Genomic DNA, 10,764 nt, shown 5'->3' on the forward strand with positions numbered 1-10,764 from the left:
CCACCTGTCCCAGACATTCCTCCCACTTTTGCGCCACTTTGTAGACCGTTCGGTCGCCTGTCTGCATGCGCGGGTATACTCAAATCGATAGATATGTCATGCAAGAGCGATGCGGGCTTAGCCCGTATGATTCAAAAGGGGGCAGTGATGGAGAGGATACTCGGCGTTAATCTCTCTGGCTGGTTTATTCCCGAGCCTTGGGTGACCCCGTCGCTATACGCGGCGACCGGTGCATCCAACGCGGCCGAGCTGCAGGAGGCCATGGGCACCGCCGCCTATAACGAGCGCATGCGCCGTCATTACGAGACGTTTGTGAGCGAGGACGATTTCCGTCGCATGGCGCAGATCGGTCTCAATGCCGTGCGTCTGCCGGTGCCCTGGTATGCCTTTGGCTCGCAGGAGTCCGATGCGTCCTACATCTCGGTTGTCGACTACATCGACCGTGCAATTGAGTGGGCTGCCAAGTACGACATCCGCGTGCTGCTTGATCTAGCAACTGTGCCCGGTGGCCAGGGCGATTCCAACGATTCGCCCGCCACGCCAGAGGCTGTTGCCGAGTGGCATTCGTCCACTAACGGCCGTCATGTCGCACTCGACGTGCTCGAGCGCTTGGCTGATCGCTACGGCGAGGCCGAGAGCCTGCTGGGCATTGAGCTGCTGGATACGCCGCAGATGAGTGTCCGCAAGAGCCTCTTCACCATGACGGATGGCATTCCTGCTCACTACCTGCGCAATTTCTATCGCGATGCCTACGAGCTCGTCCGTTCGTATATGCCCGAGGATAAGATCGTCGTCTTCTCGTCGTCGGGGCATCCCAGCGAGTGGAAGCATTTTATGCGCGGCGCCAAGTACAAGAACGTCTACATGGACCTTCACCTGTACCATTACCGCGACGAGCATGCGCTCGACATCACGAGCCCCCGCGGGCTGACGACGGCGATTTCTCGTAACAAGCGCGAGCTCAAAGAAGCGATTTCGACTGGGTTCCCCGTGCTGGTGGGCGAATGGTCGGGCGCGGCGATCTTTGCCAACTCGTCGGTTACGCCCGAGGGCCGCAATGCCTACGAGCGCGTGTTTATCGCCAATCAGCTGGCTTCGTTTGCGCCGGCTGCCGGTTGGTTCTTCCAAACGTGGAAGACCGAGAAGCGCATTGCAGCATGGGACGCCCGCGCGGCGCTCGGTACGCTCGAGCGCGGCATGATTGAATAGGTTGATATGACGCAAAACAGCGCCCATACGGGCAAACTCTATGTGGTCGGCACGCCCATCGGCAACCTGGGCGACCTGTCCCCGCGCGTTGGCGAGGCGTTTGCCGCCGCCGATGCCATCTGCTGCGAAGACACGCGTGTGACGTCAAAGCTGCTGATGCACCTGGGCATTTCCAAGCCGCTTGTCCGTTGCGACGAGAATGTGATCGCCAGCCGCGCCGCCGGCCTGGTCGACCGTCTGCTGGCGGGGGAGACCCTCGCCTTTGCCTCGGACGCCGGCATGCCGAGCGTGTCCGATCCCGGCCAGACGCTGGTCGAGGCGGCACGTGAGGCCGATGTGCCCGTAGAAGTTATTCCCGGGCCCTCTGCTTGTGTCACGGCGCTCGTTTCGTCCGGCATTCCCTGCGAGCATTTTTTCTTCGAGGGCTTTTTGGGCCGAAAGCACGGTGACCGCGTGCGCCGTTTGCAGCGCCTTGCCGTGGTGCCCGGCGCACTCATCTTCTACGAGTCTCCACATCGCATCGTGGCGACGCTCGAGGCCGTGGCGGAGGTCTTTCCCCAACGTGAGGTTGCCGTCTGCCGCGAACTCACCAAGCTGCACGAGGAGGTCTTGCGCGGGCCAGCTGTCCAGCTCGCCGAGGAGCTGCGTGCTCGTGGCGAGGTAAAGGGCGAGATTGCACTGGTCATCGCGCCGCCGAGCGAGGATGAGGAGGCCGGTATCGTGCCGGTTGGCGCCGCGGCAGCGGATCCCGACGAGGCTCTGCGCGAGGATATCCGCGCCGCGCTCGAGGAGGGAGAGCCCGCGTCTGCGGTGGCCAAGCGCCTGTCTCAGAAGTATTCGCGCCGCAAGCGCGATGTCTATGCCATGGTGCTCGATATGCAATAGATGGAGGATATCCAGCCCTTGCGCTAGAATCATCCCCTGTATGCAACGTTTTTCTGGAGGACAAACCCCATGGATCAAAGCAAGCCTTCGTTCTTTATCACGACGCCCATCTACTACGTCAACGCCGATCCGCACCTGGGCACGGCTTATTCCACCATCATCGCCGACGTTCAGGCCCGTTATCGTCGCTCCGCCGGCTATAACGTCAAGTTCCTGACCGGCATGGACGAGCACGGCGAGAAGGTCGCCGAGGCCGCAGCCAAGCACAACATGACGCCGCAGGAGTGGACCGACAGCCAGGCTCCGCACTTCAAGGAGCTTTGGAGCAAGCTCGAGATCTCCAACGACGACTTCATCCGCACCACCGAGCCGCGCCAGCATCATGCCGTGCAGTACCTGTGGGAGCGCATGAAGGAGTCCGGCTACCTGTATAAGGGCAGCTACGACGGTTGGTATTGCGTGCCTGACGAGACCTACTTCACCGATACGCAGGTCCAGAAGGGCGACGAGGAGTACGGCAGCGTCGGCCAGCACCTGTGCCCCGACTGCCACCGTCCGCTTGAGCGCGTGCAGGAGGAGTCCTACTTCTTTAAGCTTTCCGCTTTCCAGGACAAGCTGCTCAAGCTTTACGACGAGCACCCCGACTTTGTCGAGCCTGCGTTCCGCATGAACGAGGTGCGTAGCTTTGTCGAGGGCGGCCTCAACGACCTTTCCGTGAGCCGCACGAGCTTTGACTGGGGCATTCAGGTCCCGTTTGACGAGGGTCACGTGACCTACGTGTGGTTCGATGCGCTGCTCAACTATATGACGGCCGTCGGCTACGGTGTCGACACCGACGAGGCGCGTGCCGAGCTGGCCTATCGCTGGCCCGCGCAGTTCCACATCGTGGGCAAGGACATCATCCGCTTCCACTGCGTCATTTGGCCCGCCATGCTCATGGCCATCGGCGAGGCCCTGCCCGAGCACGTCTTTGCCCACGGCTTCCTGACCGTGCGCAATGCCGAGACCGGCAAGGCCGAGAAGATGTCCAAGAGCCGCGGCAACGCCATCGCTCCGCAGGACGTTATCGACATGTTGGGCGTCGAGGGCTATCGCTACTACTTCATGACCGACGTCGTCCCCGGTACCGACGGTGCCATCAGCTTCGATCGCATGGAGCAGGTCTACAACGCCGACCTGGCCAACAGCTGGGGCAACCTTATCTCGCGTTCGCTCAACATGAGCGGCAAGTACTTTGATGGTTGCGCGCCCGCCAAGCCCGCATCGTTCGATGCGTTCGACAACCCGCTGGCAAAGATCGCCGATGGTCTGGTCGAGCGCTACATGGCCAAGATGGACGTGCTCGATTACGGCGGAGCCAAGGACGAGGTCATGGAGCTCATCCATGCCGCCAACCACTACATCGAGGACTCCGAGCCTTGGGCACTTGCCAAGGACGAGGCCAAGGCTGACGAGCTGGCGTTTGTGATCTACAACCTGCTCGAGGCCATTCGCATTGCCGCCCACCTGCTGATGCCGCTCATGCCTCAGACCTCTGCCGAGGCCCTGCGCCGCCTGTCCTGCGAGGATGAGGCCGCGAGCGACGACCTCAAGGGCATTTGCGCTTGGGGCCTGCTTGCTGGTGGTCAGCCCGTCGAGAAGGGTGAGCCGCTGTTCCCGCGTCTGGGCTAAGACGCAGCGCGCCATATCGGCAATTTGCTGTTTAGCTGTAAGGGCATGGCCGCCACGGTCCATGCCCTTTTGTTTCAAGACGCCGCCATCATGCTGAGGAGGCAACCATGACAACTTCGCCTTTGGCAAACCCCACGGCCACCAGGGAGCTGCTGGAGGAGTTTGGCCTTGCGACCAAGCATCGCCTGGGCCAGAATTTCCTGATCGACAACCATGTAATTGAGCGCATTTGCGAGCTTGCCGAGCTTGCAGGCGATGAGCGCGTGCTCGAGGTTGGTCCGGGCGTTGGTACGCTCACGCTTGCGCTGTTGCAGGAGGCGGCGTGCGTCACGTCGATCGAGGCCGATCCCGAGCTCGAGCCGGTGCTCGATGCTCACGCCGCCGACTACGCCAACTTCCGCTTTATCATGGGCGACGCGCTTAAGGTGACGCCGGAGCAGATTGAGCAGGCCGCCGGCGGTGAGCCGACGGTATTTGTCGCGAACTTGCCCTATAACGTGGCGGCGACGATCATCTTGCAGTTTTTTCAGACGATGCCCGCGCTCAAGCGTGCCGTGGTCATGGTGCAAAAGGAGGTTGCCGATCGCATTGCCGCAGTGCCGGGCAACAAGACCTATGGCGGCTATACGGCGAAGCTCGGCCTGTATGCGCAGGTGACGGGTCGCTTTGAGGTGCCGCCGCGTTGCTTTATGCCAGCGCCGCACGTGGACTCGGCCGTCGTGCGTATCGACCGTGTTGACGGCGTGGTGCCCGAGGGGCTCGATCGCGAGTTCGTGGCTCGTGTGATCGACGCTGCATTTGCTCAGCGGCGCAAGACCGTCCGAAATTCCATGAGCGCCAACGGTTTTGCCAAGGACGTGCTCGATGCCGCTTTTGAGGTTTGCGGTATCGCACCCACCACGCGCGCCGAGACGCTCGATGTTGCCGACTTTGTCCGTCTGGCCCGGGAGCTAATCCATGACGCCTAATGCCGAACGCGTGACGTTTACCAAGAAAAAGAAGACGGTTGCTTGTCCCGTGCCCTTGGCGCCGCTTGCCGACACGCATGCACATCTGCTTTCGTTTTGGGGCAAGGATGTGCCCGAGACGCTCGTGCGCGCCAAAGCCGCGGGCGTCGACCTGTTGGTGACGATGTTCGACCCCATTGCCGACAAGCGCAGCGTGGCGGACTATAGCGACTGGCTGGTGCGCGAGATTCTTCCGATGCAGGATATCCCGCAGATCAAGTATCTTGCCGGCGTGCATCCGTATGGCGCGCCGGACTATACCGACGACGTTCATGCACAGGTCGTTGCGGCACTTGATGACCCCTTATGCGCCGGTATTGGCGAAATCGGCCTGGACTACCACATGGACTATGACGACGATATCGCGCCGGCACCCCATAACGTGCAGATTGATTGCATGGCGCGCCAGCTCGAGCTTGCCGTGTGCCGTAACGTGCCGGTGGAGCTACATCTGCGTCACGAGGACACGGACCAGGAGCGCACCTCGCACGTGGACGCCTACAACGTGCTTCGTGAGGTGGGCGTGCCCCAGGCCGGTTGTGTGCTGCACTGCTTTGGCGAGGACCGCGCCACGATGGAGCACTTTGTGGAGCTGGGCTGCTATATCGCCTATGGTGGTGCGGCCACCTTTAAGCGCAACGACGACGTGCGCGAGGCATTTGCGGCAACCCCACTCGATCGAATTTTGTTCGAGACGGATTGCCCGTATATGGCTCCGGAGCCCATCCGCGGTCTTGAATGCGAGCCCGCAATGATCTCCATTACGGCAAACGCGCTGGTTAACGACCGTATCGATCGCACTGGTGAGGATGCCGAAACAATCGCGCAAGCCGCTTGGGAAAATGCCTGCAAACTTTTTCAAAAATAGTTCTTGCGTTCGCGATGGCGCTCCGTTATTCTAATTCCTGCACGCGGGCGTGGCGGAATTGGCAGACGCGTACGGTTCAGGTCCGTATGGGGGCAACCCCATGAAGGTTCAAGTCCTTTCGCCCGCACCATTGATTGAAAAGCTCCCAGCAATGGGGGCTTTTTTGTTTTGGGCCCATCGCGGGGACTTGAACCTGCGAAGGAGCGAGCGCCAAGAAAACGCGGAGCGTTTTTAGCGAGCTGGCGAGGACGCCGGCAGGCGGCCGAAGCCGGTGCGAATCCGCGAAGCGGATACGCGGACGTCCTTTCGCCCGCACCATTAAATGAAAGAGCTCCCAGCAATGGGAGCTTTTTTGTTATGGGCCTCTTGTTGATGTCACGTTGCTGCTTCGTGCGGGTATCCTAGTGCCAACGTGTGCCTATCAGAGGAGAGACCATGCTGTTGTCCGGTATCATCGCCGCCCTTACCAGCCTTTTGATTCCCATCATCATCCTGTTGCTGCTGCTTCCTAACGCCTGCTATGTCGTTGAACAACAGCATGCCGTGATCATCGAGCGTCTGGGCAAGTTTAACCGCATCGTCAACGCGGGCTTCCACATGAAGGTGCCCGTGATCGACCGCAAGGCCGCCACGGTGAGTCTGCGCACCATGAAAAACGGTTTTGGCATCGACGTTAAGACCCAGGACAACGTGACCATCGGCCTTGAGGTCTCTGCTCAGTACCACGTGAGCTATGACATGGGTGCCGGCCCGGCAGATTCGGGTATCTACAAGAGCTACTATATGCTGCAGGAGCCCGTCGATCAGATGCGCGATTTCATCACCGATGCCCTGCGCTCTTCCATCCCTGTCTACACGCTTGATGAGGTCTTTGCCAAGAAGGATGACATCGCCAAGGACGTTAATGCCACCGTGTCCGAGCAGATGGCTGCCTACGGCTTCACCCTCGTGTCGACACTCATCACCAAGATCGCACTGCCGACCGAGGTCGAGAACTCCATGAACGACATCAACGCCGCCCAGCGCAAGCGCGCTGCGGCGCAGGAGCTCGCCGAGGCAGACCGCATCAAGCGCGTCACCGAGGCGACCGCCGAGGCCGAGGCTATGGAAAAGGCGGGCGAGGGCATCGCCAACCAGCGCAAGGCCATCGCGCTGGGTATCAAAGATTCGCTCGAGATCATCCAGGAGACGGGTGTCGGCAACGATGAGGCCAACCAACTGTTCATGTTTACGCAGTGGTCCGAGATGATGACGGAGTTTGCTCGCACGGGTAAAACTTCGACGGTCGTGCTGCCGAGCGACTTCTCGCAGTCGGCCTCTATGTTCGAGCAGATGCTGACCGCCGGCAAAGTTCAAAACGATTCGAAGGAGTAGACGCGCGTGAAATACACCGTCGTTTGCGTCGGTAAGCTCAAGGAGCGCTTTTGGAAGGACGCGTGCGCTGAGTACACCAAGCGCCTAGGTGCCTATGCCAAGGTTGATATCCGCGAGGTGGCCGATATCGACCCGGCTAAGGCGGGCGGCGTGGATGCCGCGCGCGACAAGGAGGGGGCGGCGATTCTTGCTGCCCTGCCGTCTCGAGCGCATGTGATCCTGCTGGCCATTGAGGGCAAAGAGCGCTCGAGCGAGGAGTTTTCGGCGAGGCTCGACGATCTTATGCTGCGAGGCAGCAGCGACATCGCCTTTGTGATTGGCGGATCGGACGGCGTGAGCGATGAGGTACGCGCCCGCGCCGACGAGATGCTCAGCTTTGGACGCATTACCTTGCCGCATAACCTGGCGCGTGTGGTGCTGCTAGAGCAGATTTACCGTGCCTGCAAGATCAGCCGTGGCGAGCCGTATCACAAATAGGTCGGCAATACGAAACAATGGCGTGGGACAATACCTTTCGTTTTGAGGAATGTGTCTGAAAGGACTATGAGATATGAAGATTGGATTTGTCGGTTTTGGCAATATGGCGAGCGCTATGGCCGATGGCTGGATCGCTGCCGGTGTAGCTGCGAGCGACATGTGCGCCTGCGCGGGTCGCTACGACGCACTGGTTGAGCGCTGCGAGGCGCGCGGCATGGTCGCCTGCCACGATGCCGCCGAGGTTGTCGCCGCATCCGATATCGTGGTCGCTGCGGTCAAACCGTACATGATCGAGAAGGTATTCGCCCCGCTCAAGGATGCTCTTGCCAAAAAGGTCGTTCTGTCGGTTGCCTGGACCTGGGACAGTGCCAAGTGGGAGCAGGTCCTGCCGGGCGTCGCGCATATCTCGACGGTGCCCAACACACCGGTTTCGGTGGGCGAGGGCGTCATCGCTTGCGAGAAGGCTTCCACGCTTAGTGATGAGCAGAGCGCAGTGGTGCTTGATCTGCTTGGCAAGCTCGGTACGGTGGTCGAGCTCGATACGAGCCTGCTGTTCGTGGGCGGCACGGTGGGTGGTTGCGCTCCGGCATTTGTCGCTATGGCAATCGAGGCCCTGGGCGATGCGGCGGTCAAGCATGGTATCCCGCGTGCCGATGCCTATCGCATTGTGAGCCAGATGGTGCTGGGTACGGCAAAGCTGCAGCTTTCAACTGGTCAGCATCCTGCGGCGATGAAGGATGCCGTATGCTCGCCCGGTGGCGCCACCATCAAGGGCGTCGTTGCGCTCGAGGACGCCGGCATGCGCAGTGCCCTGGTCAAGGCAATTGACGCAACTCTCCAATAAAACCGACCAAAAAAGACAGGTTTATTTTGGCAGGTTTTTCCTGCGGTTTTATCGCATGTACGAAAAGCGCCCCGCAACTGGCTCAATTCCAGTTGCGGGGCGCTTGCGTTTGCCCAGATAAAACCGACCAAAATAAACCTGTCCCTTTTTGGCAGGTTAGTCCCAGAAGCTGTCTTCCTCATCCTCGGACTTGGGTCCGCGGTCGACGTACATCTTATGGGTACGCTTCTCCATTACAAAGGCAAGAATCGCAAATAACAGGATGCCGCCGGCGAAAAGGATGGCAAAACCGGTGCGGGTGCCAAACAAAAAGGAAAAAACTGCGTCCATTGGGTGCCTTCTTGCGTAGTTGAGTTGGGTCGTAAACGCTCATAAGTATATACTTGCCCATACATGTACAAGGTTGCAACCTAAATGGAATGTATATCGCCGGAGGATCTAATGCTTGATATCAAGTTTGTTCGCGAGAATCCCGATGCCATCGATGTCGCCATGGCTAACCGCCAGACGTCTTGGGATCGCGAGAAGTTCTTTGAGCTCGACGACGAGCGCCGTGCCGTCATCACCGAGGTCGAGGAACTCCAGGCTACGCGCAATGCCGAGTCCAAGAAGATCGGCGCCCTGATGAAGGAGGGCAAGAAGGAGGAGGCCGAGGCCGCCAAGGAGGCCGTGCGCGCCGTCAACGAGAAGATTGACGGTCTGGCCGAGCGCCGTACTGCTCTCGAGCAGGAGCAGTACGACTTCATGGCTCACCTGCCCAACATTCCTTGCGAGGCCACGCCGTACGGCAAGGACGAGGACGAGAACATCGAGCGCCGTCGTTGGGGCACCCCGCGCGAGTTCGACTTCGACTTTAAGCCGCACTGGGATCTGGGCACCGATCTGGACATCCTCGACTTCGAGCGCGGCAACAAGCTCTCCGGCAGCCGCTTCACCGTTCTCGGTGGCGCCGGCGCCCGCCTGGAGCGTGCCCTCATCAACTTCTTCCTCGATACGCACACCAGCCGTGGTTTTAAGGAGTGGTGGCCGCCTATCGTCGTCAAGCGTCAGACCATGTTCGGCACGGGTCAGCTGCCCAAGTTCGAGGACGACGCCTACCACGTCTCGGGCGACAACTTCCTGATCCCCACCGCCGAGGTCGTGCTTACCAACCTGCACGCCGGCGAGGTCCTCGATGCCGACACCCTGCCGCGCCGCTACACCGCCTTCACCCCCTGCTTCCGCGAGGAGGCCGGTTCCGCCGGTCGCGACACCCGCGGCATCATCCGTCAGCACGAGTTCGACAAGGTCGAGATGGTCAAGTTCGCTAAGCCGGAGGAGTCCGACGATGAGCTCGAGAGTATGACCGCCGAGGCCGAGTACCTGCTGCAGCAGCTGGGCCTTCCGTATCGCGTGATTAGCCTGTGCACCGGTGACTTGGGCTTCTCTGCCCGTCAGACCTACGACGTCGAGGTCTGGCTGCCGAGCTACAACGCCTACAAGGAGATCAGCTCCTGCTCCAACTGCGGTGACTTCCAGGCTCGCCGCGCCAACATCAAGTATCGCGACCCCGAGAACTTCAAGGGTTCGCGCTACCTGCACACCCTCAATGGTTCCGGCCTGCCGGCCGGCCGCACCATGGCCGCCATTCTGGAGAACTACCAGAACGCCGACGGCACCATCACGATTCCCGAGGTTCTGCGTCCTTACATGGGCGGCCTCGAGAAGATCGAGCCGGTCGCGTAACTTGCCTGCATAGGGGATATGCAAGGGCGCTCCTTCGGGGGCGCCCTATTTCGTGCGTAGGTCCATACCATGCCGTGCGGACAGCTCAATAGAAAACACACGAACAACTGTTCTGTATACAGCCATCTACCTGCTATGCTTTTGCTAAATAAGAGCGAGAGAAAGGGGACGCGATGGAGCTGTTTGATGATCGGGTGGTTTTGTTTGAGAGCGACGAGGGCGGGGAGTACCTGCTTGTAACGTGTGAGCCGTCTGGCATGGGCGGCCTGGTGGTTCGGCAGACGAGTGAGGGGCCGTTGACGCAATGGTGCTATGAGGAGTCGCCGCATGTGGTCGAGACCTTTGTGACGCACGAGGGGCTTGTGGCGCTGGAGCACTTCTATGGAGTTGGGACTTCCAACCAGGTCGCGCGCATGCTGAGCATCTCGTTTGCCGATTATGATTGCGCCCAGCGGGTGAGATCGCTCCTGAGAGAACTTGATGCCAAGTTTGACGTGATCGAAAAGCCAATCAATCGTACGGGGAACGGCGGTATATGCGGAGCAGCATGACAAAACCGCGTTCCACAAAAAAGTTTGAGATTGTGCTTGACTCCAATAAGCTAAAGTGGTTTTATATGTCTTGCGCTGCGGCGTTACCTCAGCTGGATAGAGGGTCTGACTACGAATCAGAACGTCATAGGTTCGAATCCTATACGCCGCACC

Annotated in this window: 11 protein-coding genes and 2 tRNA genes; 12 read left to right on the plus strand and 1 reads right to left on the minus strand. The window is 60.0% G+C overall.

Features of this window, described 5'->3' with window-relative positions; genetic code table 11:
• Positions 1-147 precede the first annotated feature (147 nt).
• The 9 genes from AB5Z54_RS04705 to proC all read left to right on the plus strand — a co-directional run bounded on the left by AB5Z54_RS04705 (position 148) and on the right by proC (position 8,335).
• Positions 148-1,209 (plus strand): glycoside hydrolase family 5 protein, encoded by a 1,062-nt coding sequence (locus AB5Z54_RS04705; RefSeq protein WP_118256686.1) that lies wholly within the window; start codon positions 148-150, stop codon positions 1,207-1,209.
• A gap of 6 nt (positions 1,210-1,215) precedes the next feature.
• Positions 1,216-2,094 (plus strand): 16S rRNA (cytidine(1402)-2'-O)-methyltransferase, encoded by an 879-nt coding sequence (gene rsmI, locus AB5Z54_RS04710; protein WP_343001138.1) that lies wholly within the window; start codon positions 1,216-1,218, stop codon positions 2,092-2,094.
• A 69-nt stretch (positions 2,095-2,163) separates the two neighbouring features.
• Complete coding sequence (metG, locus tag AB5Z54_RS04715; protein WP_161145124.1) at positions 2,164-3,765, plus strand: methionine--tRNA ligase; 1,602 nt, start codon at positions 2,164-2,166, stop codon at positions 3,763-3,765.
• 107 nt (positions 3,766-3,872) lie between these two features.
• Positions 3,873-4,733 (plus strand): 16S rRNA (adenine(1518)-N(6)/adenine(1519)-N(6))-dimethyltransferase RsmA, encoded by an 861-nt coding sequence (gene rsmA / locus AB5Z54_RS04720; protein WP_368160536.1) that lies wholly within the window; start codon positions 3,873-3,875, stop codon positions 4,731-4,733.
• Positions 4,723-5,640: a TatD family hydrolase gene (locus tag AB5Z54_RS04725; RefSeq protein WP_368160539.1), complete on the plus strand. Its 918-nt coding sequence runs from the start codon at positions 4,723-4,725 to the stop codon at positions 5,638-5,640. Before rsmA ends, AB5Z54_RS04725 begins: the two co-directional genes overlap by 11 nt.
• Before the next feature lie 43 nt (positions 5,641-5,683).
• Positions 5,684-5,770, plus strand: a tRNA-Leu gene (locus AB5Z54_RS04730).
• Positions 5,771-6,075: 305 nt separating this feature from the next.
• On the plus strand, positions 6,076-7,014 hold the full coding sequence (locus AB5Z54_RS04735; RefSeq protein WP_270226098.1) for an SPFH domain-containing protein: 939 nt from the start codon (positions 6,076-6,078) through the stop codon (positions 7,012-7,014).
• A gap of 6 nt (positions 7,015-7,020) precedes the next feature.
• Entirely contained in the window at positions 7,021-7,491 is a 471-nt protein-coding gene (gene rlmH / locus AB5Z54_RS04740; RefSeq protein WP_117655498.1) for a 23S rRNA (pseudouridine(1915)-N(3))-methyltransferase RlmH, read from the plus strand.
• 73 nt (positions 7,492-7,564) lie between these two features.
• A complete protein-coding gene (gene proC, locus AB5Z54_RS04745) occupies positions 7,565-8,335 on the plus strand; it encodes a pyrroline-5-carboxylate reductase (RefSeq protein WP_368160542.1) in 771 nt (256 codons plus the stop codon).
• A 156-nt stretch (positions 8,336-8,491) separates the two neighbouring features.
• Here the strand turns inward: proC and AB5Z54_RS04750 are convergent, their stop codons facing one another.
• Positions 8,492-8,665 carry a DUF6724 family protein gene (locus AB5Z54_RS04750; RefSeq protein ID WP_006235069.1) on the minus strand — a complete coding sequence of 58 codons (174 nt, stop codon included), beginning with the start codon at positions 8,663-8,665 and terminating at the stop codon, positions 8,492-8,494.
• Between the two features lie 111 nt (positions 8,666-8,776).
• Here AB5Z54_RS04750 and serS point away from each other — a divergent pair, with 111 nt between their 5' ends.
• The 3 genes from serS to AB5Z54_RS04765 all read left to right on the plus strand — a co-directional run bounded on the left by serS (position 8,777) and on the right by AB5Z54_RS04765 (position 10,762).
• Entirely contained in the window at positions 8,777-10,060 is a 1,284-nt protein-coding gene (gene serS, locus AB5Z54_RS04755; protein WP_368160545.1) for a serine--tRNA ligase, read from the plus strand.
• 173 nt (positions 10,061-10,233) lie between these two features.
• Complete coding sequence (locus AB5Z54_RS04760; protein ID WP_368134583.1) at positions 10,234-10,611, plus strand: hypothetical protein; 378 nt, start codon at positions 10,234-10,236, stop codon at positions 10,609-10,611.
• Positions 10,612-10,688: 77 nt separating this feature from the next.
• A tRNA-Arg gene (locus tag AB5Z54_RS04765) sits at positions 10,689-10,762 on the plus strand.
• The last annotated feature ends 2 nt before the right edge of the window (positions 10,763-10,764 follow it).

Source organism: Collinsella aerofaciens (genome assembly GCF_040910185.1).
Lineage (GTDB): Bacteria > Actinomycetota > Coriobacteriia > Coriobacteriales > Coriobacteriaceae > Collinsella > Collinsella aerofaciens_BF.

Excerpts from the sequence above, each read along its gene's own strand:
- AB5Z54_RS04750 (WP_006235069.1), bottom strand. The coding sequence starts at position 8,665 with ATGGACGCAGTTTTTTCCTTTTTGTTTGGCACCCGCACCGGTTTTGCC.
- proC (WP_368160542.1), top strand. The coding sequence starts at position 7,565 with ATGAAGATTGGATTTGTCGGTTTTGGCAATATGGCGAGCGCTATGGCC.
- metG (WP_161145124.1), top strand. The coding sequence starts at position 2,164 with ATGGATCAAAGCAAGCCTTCGTTCTTTATCACGACGCCCATCTACTAC.
- AB5Z54_RS04760 (WP_368134583.1), top strand. The coding sequence starts at position 10,234 with ATGGAGCTGTTTGATGATCGGGTGGTTTTGTTTGAGAGCGACGAGGGC.
- serS (WP_368160545.1), top strand. The coding sequence starts at position 8,777 with ATGCTTGATATCAAGTTTGTTCGCGAGAATCCCGATGCCATCGATGTC.
- rsmI (WP_343001138.1), top strand. The coding sequence starts at position 1,216 with ATGACGCAAAACAGCGCCCATACGGGCAAACTCTATGTGGTCGGCACG.
- AB5Z54_RS04735 (WP_270226098.1), top strand. The coding sequence starts at position 6,076 with ATGCTGTTGTCCGGTATCATCGCCGCCCTTACCAGCCTTTTGATTCCC.
- AB5Z54_RS04705 (WP_118256686.1), top strand. The coding sequence starts at position 148 with ATGGAGAGGATACTCGGCGTTAATCTCTCTGGCTGGTTTATTCCCGAG.
- AB5Z54_RS04725 (WP_368160539.1), top strand. The coding sequence starts at position 4,723 with ATGACGCCTAATGCCGAACGCGTGACGTTTACCAAGAAAAAGAAGACG.
- rsmA (WP_368160536.1), top strand. The coding sequence starts at position 3,873 with ATGACAACTTCGCCTTTGGCAAACCCCACGGCCACCAGGGAGCTGCTG.